Genomic DNA, 16,769 nt, shown 5'->3' with positions numbered 1-16,769 from the left:
GACTTCGTCATGGGCCGTACGGTGCCCGGGTCAAGCTGCTCAAGGCGCGTCATGTCCTGGAACGGCTGTGCGCCGGGCCGGCCATCCAATGGCGGCGTATCGAACAACTTCGCCGGTGGTTCATGTCGCTGCGAGAGGTCGTTGCCGACGAGGCCGATAAGGAACACTGCGGACAAAGTGTTTCTCGTCTTGGCGGCGATGATCGTTCGGCTCAAGAGCGTTCATCGGCAGGAGGCGGTCGGGCTGCGTCAGGCGTTGGAGCGGGCGCACGGCGAGAACCTGATCCTGCGGCGGGAACCGACCTGTCGCGGCTGGAGCCGGCTGGGCAGGAGTTTCTGATACCAGACAGAATCAAGCTTCTGTCTGGTATCCAGTTAATAGTACAAGTGTGTCGTCCTTCACCCCAATCGTCTTACTTCAAGGGTCCCGCGTGATTCTGTGTTCATCTCGCTGCATCTGTGCAGCGAAGACCGCTTTGCGTAGAAGTCGCTCTTAGCCGATTCGTGTGACCATGATTGCTAAGCCGCCTTGCGGTCATGGTCGTCTCAAATGATCTACATCGACCTACCCGGTGTCGCAATTGGTCCGCTTCGGTTCTGCAGTCGTCTCACTTGACCTGCTTGGTGATCATGGTCTTCTCAAGCGATCTGCTGTGTCGTCAGGGCAAATATTCGCTTTGGCGGACAAATATGGGCAGGTCAGCTGACATGTCGCAGCCTTAGACTTAGCGCATGCCGCGCTTCGAGGTCGTTACGCATGTCATCGCGCCGCCGGATCGGGTCTTCGACATCTCGCTGGACGTGGGCGTCCATACCACCTCGATGGCGGGCTCGTCCGAAAAGGCGGTCGGCGGAGTGACCGCCGGCGGCCTGGGGCTCGGTGAGAGCGTCACCTGGCAGGCGCGACACCTCGGCATCCGCTGGCGGATGACTTCCACGATCAGCGCTTACGACCGGCCGGGATATTTTGTTGACGAGCAGGTGACGGGCCCGTTCAAGCACTGGCACCACGCTCACCGTTTCCAGTCCGACGGTCATGGCGCCACGGTGATGAGCGACATCATCGATTTCGCCGCACCTCTTGGTCCTCTGGGGACCATCGCTGAAATCCTGGTCCTCCGCCGCTACATGCGCAGGTTGATCCGAGTCCGGAACCAGCACGTCAAACAGGTTGCCGAAACCGCTCCCGCAGCCGAGTGATGATCTGCCACGTTAGACCACATCGTGTGAGGCAGCTTGAGCATTCCGTTGAGATGGACCAGACCTGGATGGGCCGCTTCATCGACTACGCGACCGCCAAGCTGGGCATGGTCGACGCCCTGTGAGCCCTTGTCGAGTCAGGCGTCAATCCCTACGCCTTCGGCGCGACCGACATGTTCGCCGGCCTCACCGGCATCGCCCTCGCCTCGGGAAAACCCGAACAGCGCGAGCAGGCCGAACGCCTCCTCGACCGCACCTTGGACGGGCTGAGCGCCGCCCGGCACCGATGACCTTGATTGGAGGCCCCCCTCCCCTGCTCTGTGGTCGATGTGGTTCTTCACGACGGCTCCTTGCCGGCCTGGGTGGGGCGCGGCTGACCGTGCCGGCGTAGCAGCCAGCGGCGGCCCTCGTCGGCGCCCCAGACGATCAGGGGAAAGAAGGCGACAAAGACCAGCATGTCCAGTGTCAGCGCGGCGGTGCTCAGCAGCGCCTGAAACGGCGGGGTGTAGATGAGCACGGCGGCCAGGGCCAGTTCGAAGGCGATGCCCCACAGCAGCAGGGGGTTGGAGGTGATGCCGATCGAGCGCAGGGAGGCGTGTTCGGTGCGGGCGGCGAACGCCGTGCCGATCTGGCCGGTGATCATGCCGAGGAAGGTCATGGTGGTCGCCTGGCGGTAGGCGTGGTGCAGGGGGCTGCCGGGGTCGGTGGGGTCCCCCGGGTGCCAGCCGGCCCTCAGTAGCACGTAGAAGAAGCCGGCCATGGAAAGGGCGGCGCAGATCACGCCGAGGAACAGCCAGGCGCGCAGCAGCATGGAGGGACGGATGACGCTTTCGGAGCGGCTGCGTGGGGGGCGTCGCATGAGGCCGGGTTCGGCGGGCTCACGGCCGAGTGCGAGGGCTGGGAGGGTTTCGGTGCCGACATCGAAGGCCAGTAGTTGCAGAACGGTCAATGGGAGCGGGATGGTGCCGCCGGCCAGGGCGAACACCAGGAATGGGACGACTTCTGGGGTGGTGTGGGCGAAGATGTAGCAGATGAACTTACGGATGTTGTCGTAGACTTGGCGGCCTGCTCTGATCGCGGCGACGATGGTGGCGAAGTTGTCGTCGGTGAGCACCATGGTGGAGGCTTCGCGGGCCACGTCGGTGCCGGAGCGGCCCATGGCCACGCCGATATCGGCGCGGCGCAGCGCCGGGGCGTCGTTGACCCCGTCGCCGGTCATCGCCACCACGTTCCCTTCTGCTCGCAGTGCGTCGGCGATTCGCAGCTTGGCCTCGGGTGAGCTCCGCGCGAAGATCAGTTGCCGGTGTTCGCGGAGCAGTCTGTCGAGGTCGTTCTCGCTCATGGCGTCAAGTTGCTCGCCGGTGATCACGCTGGGATGCTCTCCGACGATGCCCACCTGCCGGGCGATCGCTGCCGCGGTCATGGCGTGGTCTCCGGTGACCACGATGATGCGGATCCCGGCGGTATGGCAGTGCGCGACCGCCTCGGCGACCTCGGGGCGCGGTGGGTCGTGCATCGCCACCAGGCCGAGCAGGGTCAGTTCGCGTTCGGCGTCTTCACGTTGTGACGGGGGTGGTTGTGCCGGGTCGAGGCTGCGTGTGGCGACGGCGAGTACCCGCAGTCCCCGGCGGGCGTGGGCGTCCACCGCCTGTTCGACGTCGCGGCGTCGTGCCGGGGTGAGAGACTGGATCTCGCCGTCGCTTTCCATGATTGTGGAGCAGTGTGGAAGGACTGCCTCGGGAGCTCCCTTGGTGTCCACCCACACGCCGTTGTCGCGTTGGTCGATGGTCGACATCCGCTTCAGCGCCGGGTCGAAGTGGAACTGGTGTAGTCGCTGGGTGGTTTGTCCGGTCGGTGCTGGGGATGCCCCGAGTTCGGCGGCGGCCCGCAGCATTGCCGTCTCGGTGGGGTCGCCCATCAGGGTGCCGGCGCTGTCGCGTTGGGCGTTGTTGCACGCCACCGTTACGGTGATCAGTTCGCGGAGTGCCGGATCGCGAAGTCGGTCGTCTCCTGCTCCCCCGCTGTGGGGGTCGTAGGAGCCTGCCGCGGTCCAGAAGGTGGTGACGCGCATGCGGTTTTCGGTGAGCGTGCCGGTTTTGTCGGTGCAGATCACGCTCGTCGAGCCGAGCGTTTCCACCGCGCTCAGCCGTTTGACCACGGCTCCGCGGCGGACCAGGTCGCGTACGCCGAGTGCCAGTGCCAGCGTGATCACCGGCAGTAGGCCTTCCGGTACGTTGCCTACCAGCAATCCCACCGCGAACACGACCGCGTCGCCCAGCGGAAGGTGCGCGCCGAAGGTCGCCACCGGGATGAATGCCGCTCCGGAGACCACCGCGATCGCCGCGATCAGCCACGCCACTTTGCGGACCTGGCGCTCCAGCGGGCTTTCCTCTCGCTCGACGCGTTCCGACAGGGCCGCGATCCGTCCTAGTTCGGTGTGCATTCCGGTGGCGAACACCACCGCCCGGGCCTGTCCCCCGGTGCACATCGTTCCGGAGAACACCAGGTCGCGGGCCTGGAGCATGCCGACCCTGGTGTCGGCCAGGTCCGCGGAGCGAAGCACCGGTATCGCCTCGCCTGTCAGCATCGACACGTCCACCTCGATGCCGCCCTCGATGAGGCGGGCGTCCGCTGAGATCCGGTCTCCTTCCTCGATCACCAGTACGTCACCGGGGACCAGCTCCGATGCCGGCGTCATCTGGGGCTGTCCGTCACGGAGCACTCTGGCCTGCACCGGCAGGTAGGCGGCCAGTGTCTCGACCGCTCGCTCGGCCTGTACCTCCTGTGTGAACGCGAATGCGGCATTGATCATGATTACCACCGCGATTGCCACCGCCACCGCGGTGATGCCCGCCGTCCACGCCAGGATCGCCGCCGCCCACAGCAGCAACGCCAGTGGGTGGGTGAACTGTCGCGCCAGCTCTCGTGGCCATTGCCGACTGCCGCGGCGGCGAAGCTCGTTGGGGCCGTGGTGGGTCAGCCGTCGTGCCGCCTCCCGCGACGACAGTCCCGACCGGGCGCTGCGTAGATCACGCAGCAGCAACTCCAGTCGCTCGGTTGGATCAAATCCCGGCGCGGGCTCTTCGGCCTGGCTCATCGATCGTGTCCCCTGTTGCCGTCTGGCCGCCGGTGAGGTGTGGCTTTGCGAACCGGCCGCAGCGCGACGCCGGCCATGACCGCAACAGCGTTCTCGGTCCCGGGTCGTGGCCACAGGTCGGGCGGAAATGACAAGGTCACTGGCCGGTCCCCCTTTTTTCCCGAACGTCGCAGCTCGTACTGTCAGCTCGGGGGAGGTGAAGCCGCAGTTCGACGCTATGATCTCGGCCTTGCCAGATCGCACTTTTCGGTGCCGTCGTAGTGAACGGCGTGTCGTCGCTGTCGCATGAGCGGCCTTGAGCCGATTGGGTGAGGCGACCTTTTGGTGTGCCTGTGTCCTTTTCGGCGATGGCGTCTTGGGGGTAGTCCGGTGAGGGGGGCCAGGCAGGCCATGACGGTGCCGGTGCGGCCCACTCCCCCGTCGCAAGCGACTTCGACACCGAGGCCTGTTCGTGCGTGTGTGCAGGCGGGTGATGGAGCGGGCGGCCGCGTGCCGGTCTGTCGGCAGCGGGAAGTCCGGCCAGCGGATCCATTCGTGGGGCCAGTGCAGGGTGTTCTGGTGGCGGCGAAGGCGTGCGGAGCCGAGGTAGGTCGCTGTGTCGGGGGCCGGTCCGGTGGGGACGGGGTTGCTGTGTGACCCGGACGCGCCGGAGTTGGACGAGAACGACGACAGGGGCGGAACCGGGGCCCACCAGCGAGGTCACGGCACCTGGCTCTAGGTTGCCCGTGGGGCGCCGTAGCGCAGGCCGTCGAAGAGGAGGGCGGTGATCTGTTGGGCTTCGCCCAGCCAGCCTTCCGTCGCGCGCGTTTCGCAGATGCCGCCCAGTGCGCGAAGCAGGGTGGAGCCGGTGACGCCGGCGCTGCGGGCGATGTCCTCGACGTGCGCGTCGGTGTCGCCGCCGAGGAACGCCTCCCGCGCCACCGGTTCTTCCTCGCCCTCGCCTCAAAGCTGTATCTGTTGGATTCTTCGCTGGATCGGGCGGTCCATCGCCGATCTGCGGTCGTCGTTGAGGGTGCTCCTCAGCCTGGGGTCAGCCGGATTGGCGGGCGCCGGTGCTCTCGCGGACGACGAGTTCGGGTTCGATCATGCGGTGCGGGGTGGCGGTGCGGCCGTCGATACGTTCCAGGAGCAGCCGGAAGGCCAGGCGGCCGACCTCGGTGAAGTTCTGTCGTACGGTGCTCAGCGGTGGCCACAGGTAGGGGGCCTCGGGGACGTCGTCGAAGCCGACCACGCTGACGTCCTGGGGGACTCGGCGGCCGGCTTCGCGCAGGGCTCGCAGCACGCCGGTGGCCATGTGGTCGTTGGCGGCGAAGATGGCCGTGACCTCGGGGTCGCGGGCCAGTTGCCTGCCCGCCTCGAAGCCGGAGCGTGCGCTCCAGTCGCCGCGCAGGGGGTCGGGGATCTGGCGGCCTTCGGCGCTCAGGACCGAGCGCCAGCCTTCGACGCGGGTGCTGGCGTCGATCCAGTCCTCGGGGCCCGACAGGTGCCAGACGGTGTCGTGGCCGAGGCTGAGCAGGTGTCTGGTCGCTCGCACGGCTCCGGCCGCCTGGTCGACGGCGGCGACGGGGACGGGGAGGCTCTCACGGGCGCCGACCACGACGGCGGGCAGGTCGGGCGGCAGGTGGTGCAGGCCGTCGGCGGCCGATTCGTGGGGGGCGACGATGATGACGCCGTCGACGGACTGGAAGCGCAGCCGGTTGACGGCCTCGGCGATGGAGCGGCGGTTGAGGGTGGTGACGTTGACGATGGTGACGAGGTAGTCGTGGGTTCGGGCGGCCTGTTCGATGCCGTGCAGGGTGGAGGCCGGGCCGTACAGGGTGGTGTCGAAGCTGACGACCCCCAGGGCGCCTGAGCGGCCGGTGACCAGCGAGCGGGCGGCGAAGTTGGGGCGGTAGCCGAGTTCGCGTACCGCGTCCAGGACGCGGGCGCGGGTGTCGGGGCGCACCTTTTCCGGGGTGTTGAGAACGCGGGAGACGGTCATGGCTGAGACGCCCGCGCGTGCGGCGACGTCTTCCATGACGGTGGCTCTGGGCCGCTCGGAGAACGTCTGTCCGGATACCTGCTGGGTCACCCTGTCCGCCTTGTCGAAGTTACTCCAAGCGTATCCGAGTGTTTGCGCTAACAGTTCGGAGGCGGGGCCCCGCGGGAGGTGTTTTCCGTGGGAGCGCTCCCTTTTGCATCGGGAGGACGGAAAGGTCAGTGCGGAGGGGGCGGTGTGAGCTTCCTGACGAAGCGGGCGGCGGCACGGTGGCTCATACCGGTCTCGCCCCGGACCAGGAAGACGGCCTGGTCGATCTGGCCGGTGGCTTTCAGGTCCAGGACCCGTTCCACGAGCTCGGGGCCGATCCCACCCCCGACCAGCGTGTTTCTGGGGTGCTGTGCCGCCCGAACCGTGAGGACGATCAGGGCGATGACCACCGCCACGACGACCGCCGTCAGAAGGAGAACGACGATCGGGTTCGACATGAGCCAAGCGTATCGTCACAAGGTCATCGCGTGTGTGCCGGAAACGACTGGATCGTGGTGGTTCTTCGGGCGCGGAGTCCCCGCGGTGGCCGAGCCGTCCGGCGGCCGGCCGGCAACGGTCCGGCCGGCTCTCGGCGGGCTCTCAGGCCGCCCCGCGCAACAGGAACATGGTGTAGGCGGCGATCGAGCCGCTGTCGGTGATCGCGCCGCGCAGGATCATCCGCTCCAGTTCCGTCCGGGAGACCCACTCCTGGCGCATGTCCTGCTCGGTGTGCTCACGGTCGGGGGTGCCCGCGGTCAGGTCGGTGGCGAGAAAGATGTCGAAGTGCTGGCCCGTCGTGCCGTGGGCGTTGTCCAGGCGGCCCAGGTGGGTCATCGAGGCGGCTCGCAGGCCGGTCTCCTGGGACAGTTCGGTGTGCGCCGTGACCAGGGGCGAGGGGCTGTCCTTGACCCCGCCCTGGGGGAAGTTCCAGGTGCGCCGCCGCACCGGGTAGCGGTACTCCTCCACCAGGTGGAAGCCGTCGTTCTCCATGGGCAGCACGAGGGCGAAGTCGATCTGGTCCACCACGCCGTAGATGCCGTGGGAGCCGTCGGGACGTTCGATGCGGTCCTCGCGCACGCTCATCCAGGGGTTGGTGTAGACGACCGTCGAGTCGAGAGTGCGGATCGTCGGTCCGGGTACGTCGGTCATGGCGCGCAGCTTACTGCTGTCACGGCTCCGTTCGAGGTGCGTCGGCCTGATCGGGCGGGCCGGAGCCGGGTGGGACGAACGGCAGGACGGAGGTCACCGCGGCGACCGGTAGCGGCCCGTAGATGTGCGGGAAGGCCTCGGGTGAGTCGGCGGGCACCTCCATGCGCACGTCCAGTCCGCGCGGGTCGACGCTGAGCAGTACCAGGGGGGTGGTGACGTCGCGGTAGAAGCGCTCCACCACTCCGCGTAGCTGTTCGTGGCTCGCGCAGGCGTGGATGAAGCCCTCTTCGTCCAGGGTGCGGCCGAGGGTGGAGATGCGGTACTCCCCCGCCCGCAGGGCGGCGTCCCAGTCGGCGGCCAGGGCCAGATGCAGGATGGTCATCGCAGACATGGTGCCCTGCGGGGGGGCGTTCTTCAACTCAAGGCGGGGAGCGTCACTGCCGGGCGCGCCACTCCCGCTGCAGGATCGCGTAGTCGAGCTCGCTGGTCCATTCGCCCTTGACCATCTCGTTGTCGACCAGGTGTGCCTCGCGGCGCATGCCCAGTTTCTCCAGCACGCGGGCCGAGGCCGCGTTGCGGGCGTCCAGGCGTCCGATGATCCGGTGCAGGTCGAGGCCGTCGAATCCCAGTTCCAGCAGGGCCAGGCCCGTCTCGGTGGCGTACCCCTTGCCGTGGTGGGCGGGGTGCAGGACGTAGCCGATCTCGCCGCTGCGGTGGGTGAGGCTGTGCCAGATCAGCATGCCGTCGCCGAGCAGCTCGCCGGTGGCGGCCAGTTCCACCGCCAGTGTCAGGATCTGGCCCTCTTCGAGTAGTTCCGTTTGGGTGATCTTGGTGTGCAGTGCCTCGTCGGTCTGCTCCCGGCTGCGTGGTTCCCAGTACAGGTAGCGGGTCACCTGCGGCAGTGACTGGATGGCGTGCAGGGCGTCGAGGTCGGCCGGGGTGTAGGGGCGCAGGATCAGGCGGTCGGTCCGGATGGGGTAGGTGGGTTTCAGCACCGGGTCAGGGTAAGGCAGGTGTTCGGTGGCGGGCGAGGCGTTATTTCCGGCCGGGCATCAGTGGGGGCTGCCGGCCAGATTGAGCACCACGACTCCGCCGATGATCAGGATGATGCCCGTGATCTTGGCCAGGTTGATCGTCTCGCCGAGGAACAGCACGCCGATCGCGGCGATGGCCGCGGTGCCGGCTCCGGCCCAGACCGCGTAGGCGGTGCCGACCTCAAGTTGTAGTCTCAGCACCTGGGCCAGCAGGACGAAGGCGGCGGCGTAGCCGGCGACGACCAGGACGGCCCAGCCCTTGTGGGCGAAGCCGTCGCTCAGTTTGAGGGCGGTGGTCGCCACGATCTCGGCGATGATCGCCCCAGCCAGGATCAACCACGCCATGACCACTCCCCCGAAATCTGCACGAACGTATGATTTCATCCGGTCCGGTGTTCCGAGACCGCGCCGGTTGTCCGGCGGTGCGGGCGGAGGTCTCACACAAAGGGATGCAGGAGCTCCGGCTGAGCCCGACCGCACGGTCCCAGCTCCGGTAAATACGTTGCGGGGTCCGAACGGGTGGGGCATGCTGGGTCGATCGAGCGGCGGAGAGCGCTGCCTGGACTAAGGAGGGCTGACGGATGGCCATCACTGCGCTGCGGCATGTCCGCATCAGTCCCACCTCTTTGTTCAGGAGCACACCCGTTGTCTTCCGAGTACGAACTCTCTGATACCTACTCCGACTCCGACCTCGAGTCCCGCCGGTCCGAATTCACCGGTGATGAGTCCCGGCCAGATCCGGCCGCAGCCTTCGTCTTCACGTTCCATTCGGTCGACGAGGAGCTGCGCCCGGATCAGCGGTGGTCCACCTGGCTGGAGGTCGAGCGCGGTTGTCGCGGCCCGGAACCACGCCCCTCGTGGGTTGTGACGGAACAGGCTGCGATCGACACCGAGCTCGGCATCCTCAAAACCGGCAAGGAAGCCGACGTCTTCCTGCTCGAACGGGCCGTCGAAGCCATCGGCGACAACCCGGCGAAGTCCTCGCTGCTGGCCGCGAAACGGTACCGCACCGAGGAGCATCGGTCCTTCCACCGCAGTACGTCGTACGTTGAAGGCCGCCGTACCCGCAACAGCCGCGACAGCCGGGCGATGGCGAAGAAGACCTCGCACGGCCGCAGTGTCGCGGCCGGTCAGTGGGCATACGCCGAATGGGACGCCCTCAACCGGTTGTGGAAGGCCGGCGTCCCGGTGCCGTATCCCGTGCAGGTGGACGGCACCGAGCTGCTGATGGAGTTCGTCGACGACGGCGAGGGCGGTGCCGCGCCCCGGCTCGCCCAGGTCCGGCCGTCGAAGGAGCTGCTCGGTGTGTACTTCGAGCAGCTCCGCAACGGCATGCGTGAACTGGCCCGCGCGGGGCTCGCGCACGGCGACCTTTCGCCGTATAACGTCCTCGCGCAGGCCGAGCGGATCGTGATGATCGACCTGCCCCAGGTCGTCGACATCGTCGGCAACCCGAAGGGCATGGACTTCCTGATGCGCGACTGCCACAACATGGCCACGTGGTTCACGAACCGCGGGCTCGAGATCGACGACCAGGAGCTGTTCGCCGACCTGCTCACGATGGTGTTCTGATCGCCTTCTGCACGACAACACATTTCGGCTGTGGCTGACCGAGAGTACCCGGTGACGGCGCAGTCGGCCCACCGCCTGGGCTGATCGGGCAACCGCGACAGTCATTTCAGGGGAGCGCGCGCGGATTCCCTGACCCGCTCGCTCCTGGCGAACGGGCGCGGTCTTTTGAGCCGCGCCTGGCATGGTGGGACGGTGAATTGGAACACGCGAGCGCTCGAAGTGCTGGCGGTGGGTAAGCCCACCCCGCTGATTGGCTTTTCGGTATCGGCGCCCGGGATCAGGCTGCTGCTGAAGGACGAGTCCGCGCAACCGACGGGGAGCCTGCGGCACCGGCACGCCAGAGCACTGTTCCACCGGGCCGTGCTCGACGGGTCGGTCACCGAGGGGGTGACCGTGGTGGAGGCGACCGGCGGCAACGCAGCTGTGGCGCAGGCCTGGTTCGCGCGGCGGCTCGGGCTGCTGTACATCGTGGTCATGCCGGGCGAGCGCAGCCAGGCGCGGGCGCGGCCGGTGGAGGAACTGGGCGGGGAGTGCCGATTCGTAACGCCACCGCTGGCGATCTACAACGCCGCTCGGGAGATCGACGGGCACTTCCTGGACCAGTTCGGGCGGGCCGCGCCGCACGACCTGGCGGAGGAGCTGTTCGGGCAGGTGCGGCCGGACTGGGTGGTGACGGGCGCGAGCACCGGCGTGACCTCGGCCGCCCTCGGCCAGTGGATCCGGACCCACGGTGAGGACTGCCGGGTCGCGGTGGCGGATCCCGAGAATTCGGCCTACTTCCCGGGATGGACCTTCGACGTGTCCGACTACGGCACCGGGATGCCCTCGCGGATCGAGGGCATCGGACGGCCGCGCGTCGAGCCTGGCTTCCGGCCTGACCTCGTGGACCTGGTCGTCCCCGTGCCCGACGCGGCCAGTGTGGCGGCGGCCCGGCACATCCGCGAGGTGACCGGGCTGCCGGTTGGCGCCTCGTCGGGCACCGCGTTGTGGACGGCGCTGGAGCTGGTGGAGCGCATGCGGGCCAGGGGCGAGACCGGCACGGTGGTGTCGCTGATCGGCGACGCGGCCGATCGACATCTGGCGAGCTGTCACGACGACGGGTGGGCCGCCGGGAAAGGGCTGGACGTCGGACAGTACACGGGCACTCTGAGGCAGCGCACCAGCTTGTGACCTGCATCGGCGTGCGGCTTGTGGTAGGCGGACGAGCGGGGAGGTGTTGACGGACTTCGGTGACTTGCCAGCCCGGCCGATCGATTCGCCAGCTCTCACACGCCCTCAGTAGAGCACGCGAGCGGGCCCGGCGGACAAGTCGAGCTCGGCGACGGCCTGCGTAGCCACCAACATCGCCCTGGGTACCTGCTGTGGTCGAAGGTGCTATCTGAACTTGACCGATCTTGGCAACCTGGATGCTCACTGCTCGGGCTCCTGTCTCCTGCTGGGCGGCAGGGATGGGATGCCGAGGCTGACGACCGACCGTCTTGCTTGGCGCTCAGCCTCGTCGCGTTTCGTGCGAAGGAAGGTGAGGGTCAGGTCGATGCCTTCGGTCTCACCGATCCAGCCCTCGGCGTCGGCGCGTTCGCGACGGGCGAGGAGATCGGTTTCGATCTCGTTGAGCCGGTCGAGCATCTTGGGGTTGACGTTGAGCATCGGGCAGCGGATGCAGGCTTAACCGAACTGATCTTGATCGGCTGGTGGAGTGACGGCTTCAGAGCCTGGTGACGGATGGTGACTGACTGAGCCTGTTGGTCTTGGGTCTTCGGCGTGTCGCGGGGATGCTGCCAGCGTACTCATTGGAGCGCTGAGCGGCGGCGGCGCGATAGAGCGAGCCGGCGTCGTGGCAGGTCGATGTCAGTGACGATGACCGTGACCTCCTCGCCTTCTTGGACTACTTGGTCAGGTGTCTCGATGGGTGCGGTGGAGAGCTCGCTGAGGTGAATCAGGCCTTCGATGCCGTCCGCGACGCGGACGAAGGCTCCGAAAGGCACCAGTTTGGTGACCGGGCCGTGCAGGATCTGCCCAACGTGAATGTCGCGGGCGAAATGCTGGAAGGGATCAGGTTGGGTGGCACGCAGCGACAGCCGGGCCTCACCGTTGGTGGTATCGAATGTGATGACTTCGCAGGTGATGTGCTGTCCCATCGAGATGATCTCGGACGGGTCCTCGAATCTGCTCCAGGACAGCTCGGGCATGGTGATGAAGCCGACGCCGGGGAAGACGGGATGCTTCGGTCCGTCGTCCAGGTCGACGAAGATGCCGAAACGCTCGATAGCCGCCACGGTGCCGGACAAGCGCTGTCCCGCTCGCAATGCCTTGAGGAACGCCCATAGTTGGGGGTTCTCGACGGCTGCCCGGGAGAGCAGGACTCGCCCGCCCTGAGAATCGACGGCGATGACCTCGGCAGAGACCCGATCGCCCACCTGCAGGATCCCACCAGCCGAACGTTGGAAGGACTGCCAGGAAAGATCAAGGGAGCCGATGACGCCGACCGGAGCGGCGACGAAGCCATCAAGGAGCACCGTTGCCCCCGATCGCGTGACGTCGGCCACGGTGCCGGCGAGGGTGTCGCCAACGTTCACGGTCGCCATGAACGCGGCAAGAGCCTGATTGTCTTTCACCGTCCCCATTTCAAGGCTTTCAGGAGGCATTCGATGGCGGAGTGGCGTCGATGCTGCGTAGCCACTTCAGGAGAGCGCGATAGTCGGCCTCGGTGATGCCGCTGCTTGGGTTGATTCGCTGCAGTAGAGCGGGCCCGGGATGGTGCGCGGAGACCCAGGCGCGGTCTTTGTTGGTGATCTCGTCATCGAGCCAGGCGAAAGGGCGTCCTGCCGCCCAGGTGACGAGGGTGCGGGTCTTCCAGTGCAGGCCGTCGCGTTCGTCCTGCTGCTCGGTCTCGGGCGCCTCGGGCCAGCCGACGATCGCCAGCTGAGGCAGACCGAGGCGTGGTGCGATGCACTCGTTGGCGTCGTCCATCCAGCTGGTGGCCCAGACCAGTTCGCAGGGCAGCGTCATCAGCCGGGCTCCGTGGTCGGGATTGATCCTGGACAAGAGCGGATTTGCCTCGACGTGCGGCGAGGAGACGGTCGGGTAGGTCGGATACTGCTGCGACGGAGCGCCGAAGGGGATGAGTGGTCCGTCGACGTCGAGGAAGAGCAGCGGACGCTGTGCGGATCCGGTCACGGCTGCACGATATCGGGAGTGGTGGAAGCGTCGGTGAATCGTCCGGCTGTCTTGCGGATGCTGGGCATTCCGAGGTTGACGGTGCTCGTGCGAACAGTCGCTTCATGCATGGCTTGAAGCTTCTGCTTCGCTGCCGCGAGGGTGGTCTCGATGGCGGCGACTTCGCCGAGCCAGCCCTGTTGTTTAGCCTCGGCGAGCCGGTCGATGAGGTTGGCGTGGATTTCTTCGAGCCGGGGCTTCTGAGCTGGGTCAACGCGAAGGAGTGGGCATCTGACACAAGCGTTTTCATGCGCACAAGGGGTTGCATAGTCGCGTCCGCATATTCCGAGCGCGACTTTCCGCAGCTCGAAATGGGCGAGAAATTCTTCCCATTCGCCGGCGGTGAGGTCGCGATATTCCTCGCTGGGCCGTTCGGCGCGACGGCGGGCGATGAACGCGCGGTGGTGGGTGATGACGTCGTCGGGGTAGATCGCGGCGTAGCCCATCGTGGTGTCGAGCAGGGCGTGTCCGCAGATCTTGGCGGCGATGTGGGGTGGGAGTCCGGAGCGCAGGGCGTCGGTGACGAAGATTCGACGGAAGTCATGGGGCCGCCATTCGAGGGGTTGTCCGGCGATGGTGATCTGCGCGGCGGCGGAGGTGGCGATCAGGCATTCGCGGATGTAGCTGCGGGTCAGGGCACGATCCTCGGAGCCGTAGCGGCGTTGGAACAGGAACGGCATCGGCGCGCTCCAGGTCTGTTCGAACACGTCGTAGGCGGAGACGAGGGGCATGGCGGCGTTGCCGCGCCGGACTCGGAAGATGATCGCGGTGAGAACCTCCGCGAGCTCAGGCGAGACGAGCAGGAGTCTCTCGGCATCGGTCTTGGACGGGGCAACCTGCAGCATGGGGACGACTTCACCGGTGGTTGGCAGAGTGTAGGCGACGAAGCTGTGGTGGGTGAGTTCGAGCATCTCCTCAATCCGGATCCCGGTCGCGCGCAGCACCTCGACCGTCGCCCAGGACCAGAACGCGGCCTCCTCTTCGTGGGTGAGGCTGCGCTTCTTGCCGGTGGCGACCTCGATGACGTAGACGCGTCCTGACGGCCCTTGCCGGCACCGCTGGAACGCGCGGCCCTCGACGGTGAAGACCTCGCCTTCTGGCGTGGCCCGGGCGGTGCTGATCAGGTGTTCGGCAGCTTTGCGCTGTTGTTCGACCGCGCGTAGCAGCGCGGGCATGAGCGGGAGCTGGGTTCGGGTGCGCTGGTCCATCCGCGACTTGACGCCGGACCTGGACTTCTTGGTGGCGCATTCGCTGGCTTTGATCGGGCAAGGGACTGCCCACTTGGCCCAGCGGGCGGGGTCGTCGAGGGCCCAGCGGGCGAGGTCCTCGTAGAAGGCTTTGACGAAGACCAGTTCGCTGCGGAAGTTGATGCGCGGGCGGATCGGGTTGCCGTCGGCATCGCGGATATAGGCGAGCCGCTCTTTCCATGCCCGGGAGACCTCTGGCGGCAGGTGCAAGGAGTCGATGCCCGGGTGGTGGAGCTCCAGGTCGCGCCAGAACAGTCGGCAAAGGTTGCGGGCGATCGAGCGGAGCGAGGTGTGGTCCAGGTCGGCAGCCCGCTCGGTGAGGTAGTCGATCATCAGGTTCCGGATCGGCCGGCACTCGATGCCGTACTTGTCGACGACCTGCTCGATGCTGGGTCGGGCCTCGATGCGCAGCGCCCGCAGCCGCGGTGGAGCGGTGGCGGGCAGGATCCCGGTCTCCTTCAGCAGCGCGTAGAACAGCGGCCGTCCGGCGCTTCCCCGGAAGTGATGTTCCTCCAGGGTGGCCGTCAGTTCGACGCAGTCGCCGACGGTGATGTCCGCGACGACGCCACCCTTGTGGATCACTATCCAGGTGAGCTTGTTCATCGCGTCTGAGCGGGCCCATCCGATCGCGTCCTGGGCGTGCTGTTCAAGCCGGGTGAACCCTTCGGGATCGAGCACCTGACGTGCCTCGGCCAGCATCAGCGCCAGGCGCTGCCGCAGGAGCCACCGGTAGGTCGGGCGGATCACCTGCCCGACGATGAGCAGGGTGAGCCCGCCGATCAGCTCGTCACGGCGGAACCGTCGCGTGTCGCTGCCCAGAATCGGGTCGGTCCAGTCCTGCCCGGCGGCGTCCGCTCCGCTGGCCAGCCAGCGGTCCTGCCAGGTGTCGCCAGGCTGTTGTTCCAGCCAGTCCAGGAGCTTGATCAGCCCGCGTCGCCGGGTCAGGTCACGCCTGACCGTCTTGGTGTCGGTGAAGGTGGCCAGCAGCCGCGTCGTCATGGCCTGGCGTTCCTGCCGAGCCTGCCACCACCCATCAGCCAGCGGACGTGCCTGCCACTCCGACGGAGGCTCCGGCAGGGTTTGCTGCGCGGTCCCGTCCGCGGGGCCGTCATGGATCTTGCGAGGCATCATGCCTCCCCGGTGATCTGCGACGTGCCGAACAGAGCGGCCAGGACCTCGGGCCGATACCCAGGCGCAGGTGGCGCCGGGAGCGACGGGGGCCCGCTGCGCTGCCGCTCATGGTGGGCCAGGACGTGGCTGATCACCTCGTCCGGGGCGGGATTCGTGTAGATCTCCGTGGTGGTGATGTGGGCGTGCCCGAGCACCCATTGGACGTCGGCGAGCGTCAGGTTCGGGTCGCGGATCATCCTCTTGGCTGCGCTGTGCCGCAGGTCGTGAAGGGTCCAGTTGGCTCCGAGTATCTGGTTGGCCCGGGTGAACACCATTCTGGCCGCGTCGTAGGTGAGCGGCCGGAACGGTCGCCGCAGCGTCCACCACACCGGCTCGGAAGATCCCCGTGGGATCAAGCCGTGCATCTCCTGCTGGTAGAGGCGCAGCCAGACGAACGCGTCCGTCGAGGCGGGCAGATACTGCAACGCCTGGCTGCCCTTGCGGATCACACCGATCGTCTGATCCTCCGGGGCGACCAGCCCCTGCACGGCTCCCAGGAGCTCCGAGGCTCGGGCCGCGGTGGAGATGTAGAACGCGATGAGAGCGCGATCCCGGTTCGAGGTCAGAGCGGCGAACAGCTCGTTGAACGCCTGGTCCGGGATGATCCTCGGTGACGGCTTGGGCTCCTTGGGCTGGTAGGCGGCCCGCCGCGTCGGCTGACGGAACGGCTGCATGGGATTGTGGTGAGCGTTGACCCCGCCCTCTTCGGCGCCCTCGGCTGCCGGGAACGGGTTGACCAACGGCCGACCGTGCATCTCGCGGTGGTACTCATAGAACGAACGAATCACCGCCCGAGCATGGCGACGCGTCCGAGGAGCGTACTGCAACCCTGGCGTCGCCTTCCCAGTGAGCGAGTTCACCGTTCCGGGAGCCGGAGCATCAGGCCGACGAGGCCGAGACGGCTTGCGGACAGTCTTCAGCCACAGAGCGAAATCCCGGGCTTCGGCCCGACCCGCGGCATCCCATCCCACCCCGACCGCCCGCAGAAACCGAAACCAACCGAGCAGCTCGAAGGCGTACGACCTCAGCGACGTCGGCCGAGCGTCGTCAGCCAGCATGTGGTGGAGGAACTCGCTC

General features: G+C 67.2%; 18 protein-coding genes. 4 read left to right on the top strand and 14 right to left on the bottom strand.

Annotation, left to right across the window (positions count from 1 at the left end; genetic code table 11):
- The first annotated feature begins 198 nt into the window (after positions 1–198).
- Positions 199–339, top strand: coding sequence for a hypothetical protein (locus IG98_RS50475; protein WP_157594320.1), 141 nt, complete (start codon positions 199–201; stop codon positions 337–339).
- Between the two features lie 392 nt (positions 340–731).
- Positions 732–1,199: an SRPBCC family protein gene (locus IG98_RS0114245; protein WP_030911323.1), complete on the top strand. Its 468-nt coding sequence runs from the start codon at positions 732–734 to the stop codon at positions 1,197–1,199.
- Between the two features lie 137 nt (positions 1,200–1,336).
- Here IG98_RS0114245 and IG98_RS52510 read toward each other — a convergent pair whose 3' ends face one another.
- The 9 genes from IG98_RS52510 to IG98_RS0114195 all read right to left on the bottom strand — a co-directional run bounded on the left by IG98_RS52510 (position 1,337) and on the right by IG98_RS0114195 (position 8,832).
- Complete coding sequence (locus IG98_RS52510; protein WP_211263981.1) at positions 1,337–1,540, bottom strand: hypothetical protein; 204 nt, start codon at positions 1,538–1,540, stop codon at positions 1,337–1,339.
- Positions 1,537–4,296 carry a cation-translocating P-type ATPase gene (locus IG98_RS0114230; RefSeq protein ID WP_037970274.1) on the bottom strand — a complete coding sequence of 920 codons (2,760 nt, stop codon included), beginning with the start codon at positions 4,294–4,296 and terminating at the stop codon, positions 1,537–1,539. Before IG98_RS0114230 ends, IG98_RS52510 begins: the two co-directional genes overlap by 4 nt.
- A 714-nt stretch (positions 4,297–5,010) precedes the next feature.
- Entirely contained in the window at positions 5,011–5,217 is a 207-nt protein-coding gene (locus IG98_RS0114225) for a hypothetical protein (RefSeq protein ID WP_030911317.1), read from the bottom strand.
- A gap of 109 nt (positions 5,218–5,326) precedes the next feature.
- Complete coding sequence (locus tag IG98_RS0114220) at positions 5,327–6,367, bottom strand: LacI family DNA-binding transcriptional regulator (RefSeq protein WP_030911315.1); 1,041 nt, start codon at positions 6,365–6,367, stop codon at positions 5,327–5,329.
- 125 nt (positions 6,368–6,492) lie between these two features.
- Positions 6,493–6,762 carry a hypothetical protein gene (locus IG98_RS0114215; RefSeq protein ID WP_030911312.1) on the bottom strand — a complete coding sequence of 90 codons (270 nt, stop codon included), beginning with the start codon at positions 6,760–6,762 and terminating at the stop codon, positions 6,493–6,495.
- Positions 6,763–6,904: 142 nt separating this feature from the next.
- Positions 6,905–7,453: an NUDIX domain-containing protein gene (locus IG98_RS0114210; protein ID WP_030911309.1), complete on the bottom strand. Its 549-nt coding sequence runs from the start codon at positions 7,451–7,453 to the stop codon at positions 6,905–6,907.
- A 19-nt stretch (positions 7,454–7,472) separates the two neighbouring features.
- Complete coding sequence (locus IG98_RS0114205; RefSeq protein WP_037970271.1) at positions 7,473–7,835, bottom strand: DUF952 domain-containing protein; 363 nt, start codon at positions 7,833–7,835, stop codon at positions 7,473–7,475.
- A 52-nt stretch (positions 7,836–7,887) separates the two neighbouring features.
- On the bottom strand, positions 7,888–8,448 hold the full coding sequence (locus IG98_RS0114200) for a GNAT family N-acetyltransferase (protein ID WP_030911304.1): 561 nt from the start codon (positions 8,446–8,448) through the stop codon (positions 7,888–7,890).
- A gap of 57 nt (positions 8,449–8,505) precedes the next feature.
- Positions 8,506–8,832: a DMT family transporter gene (locus IG98_RS0114195; RefSeq protein WP_030911301.1), complete on the bottom strand. Its 327-nt coding sequence runs from the start codon at positions 8,830–8,832 to the stop codon at positions 8,506–8,508.
- A 300-nt stretch (positions 8,833–9,132) separates the two neighbouring features.
- Between IG98_RS0114195 and IG98_RS0114190 the strand changes: the two genes are divergently transcribed.
- Together IG98_RS0114190 and IG98_RS0114185 are read left to right on the top strand one after the other, a co-directional pair.
- A complete protein-coding gene (locus IG98_RS0114190) occupies positions 9,133–10,059 on the top strand; it encodes a serine protein kinase RIO (protein WP_030911298.1) in 927 nt (308 codons plus the stop codon).
- Positions 10,060–10,251: 192 nt separating this feature from the next.
- Entirely contained in the window at positions 10,252–11,229 is a 978-nt protein-coding gene (locus IG98_RS0114185; RefSeq protein ID WP_030911295.1) for a PLP-dependent cysteine synthase family protein, read from the top strand.
- Between the two features lie 240 nt (positions 11,230–11,469).
- On the opposite strand, the gene IG98_RS0114180 is transcribed toward IG98_RS0114185, so the two are convergent.
- From IG98_RS0114180 to IG98_RS0114160, 5 genes are all read right to left on the bottom strand, one after another.
- Positions 11,470–11,685 carry a hypothetical protein gene (locus tag IG98_RS0114180; protein WP_051752103.1) on the bottom strand — a complete coding sequence of 72 codons (216 nt, stop codon included), beginning with the start codon at positions 11,683–11,685 and terminating at the stop codon, positions 11,470–11,472.
- A 161-nt stretch (positions 11,686–11,846) separates the two neighbouring features.
- On the bottom strand, positions 11,847–12,683 hold the full coding sequence (locus IG98_RS0114175) for a S1 RNA-binding domain-containing protein (RefSeq protein WP_030911290.1): 837 nt from the start codon (positions 12,681–12,683) through the stop codon (positions 11,847–11,849).
- A gap of 10 nt (positions 12,684–12,693) precedes the next feature.
- Positions 12,694–13,236, bottom strand: coding sequence for an HAD domain-containing protein (locus IG98_RS0114170; protein ID WP_030911287.1), 543 nt, complete (start codon positions 13,234–13,236; stop codon positions 12,694–12,696).
- Positions 13,233–15,653 (bottom strand): site-specific integrase, encoded by a 2,421-nt coding sequence (locus IG98_RS52505; protein WP_211263979.1) that lies wholly within the window; start codon positions 15,651–15,653, stop codon positions 13,233–13,235. Before IG98_RS52505 ends, IG98_RS0114170 begins: the two co-directional genes overlap by 4 nt.
- Positions 15,650–16,480 carry a tyrosine-type recombinase/integrase gene (locus IG98_RS0114160; protein ID WP_245651553.1) on the bottom strand — a complete coding sequence of 277 codons (831 nt, stop codon included), beginning with the start codon at positions 16,478–16,480 and terminating at the stop codon, positions 15,650–15,652. The genes IG98_RS52505 and IG98_RS0114160 overlap by 4 nt, the downstream gene beginning before the upstream one ends.
- Positions 16,481–16,769 lie beyond the last annotated feature (289 nt).

It is taken from the genome of Streptosporangium amethystogenes, from assembly GCF_000721075.1.
Taxonomy (GTDB): Bacteria; Actinomycetota; Actinomycetes; order Streptosporangiales; family Streptosporangiaceae; genus Streptosporangium; species Streptosporangium amethystogenes.
This window is presented reverse-complemented; position numbering and strand designations above follow the sequence as displayed.

Excerpts from the sequence above, each read along its gene's own strand:
- IG98_RS50475 (WP_157594320.1), top strand. The coding sequence starts at position 199 with ATGATCGTTCGGCTCAAGAGCGTTCATCGGCAGGAGGCGGTCGGGCTG.
- IG98_RS0114245 (WP_030911323.1), top strand. The coding sequence starts at position 732 with ATGCCGCGCTTCGAGGTCGTTACGCATGTCATCGCGCCGCCGGATCGG.
- IG98_RS0114230 (WP_037970274.1), bottom strand. The coding sequence starts at position 4,296 with ATGAGCCAGGCCGAAGAGCCCGCGCCGGGATTTGATCCAACCGAGCGA.
- IG98_RS0114215 (WP_030911312.1), bottom strand. The coding sequence starts at position 6,762 with ATGTCGAACCCGATCGTCGTTCTCCTTCTGACGGCGGTCGTCGTGGCG.
- IG98_RS0114210 (WP_030911309.1), bottom strand. The coding sequence starts at position 7,453 with ATGACCGACGTACCCGGACCGACGATCCGCACTCTCGACTCGACGGTC.
- IG98_RS0114205 (WP_037970271.1), bottom strand. The coding sequence starts at position 7,835 with ATGACCATCCTGCATCTGGCCCTGGCCGCCGACTGGGACGCCGCCCTG.
- IG98_RS0114195 (WP_030911301.1), bottom strand. The coding sequence starts at position 8,832 with ATGGCGTGGTTGATCCTGGCTGGGGCGATCATCGCCGAGATCGTGGCG.
- IG98_RS0114180 (WP_051752103.1), bottom strand. The coding sequence starts at position 11,685 with ATGCTCGACCGGCTCAACGAGATCGAAACCGATCTCCTCGCCCGTCGC.
- IG98_RS0114175 (WP_030911290.1), bottom strand. The coding sequence starts at position 12,683 with ATGGGGACGGTGAAAGACAATCAGGCTCTTGCCGCGTTCATGGCGACC.
- IG98_RS52505 (WP_211263979.1), bottom strand. The coding sequence starts at position 15,653 with ATGATGCCTCGCAAGATCCATGACGGCCCCGCGGACGGGACCGCGCAG.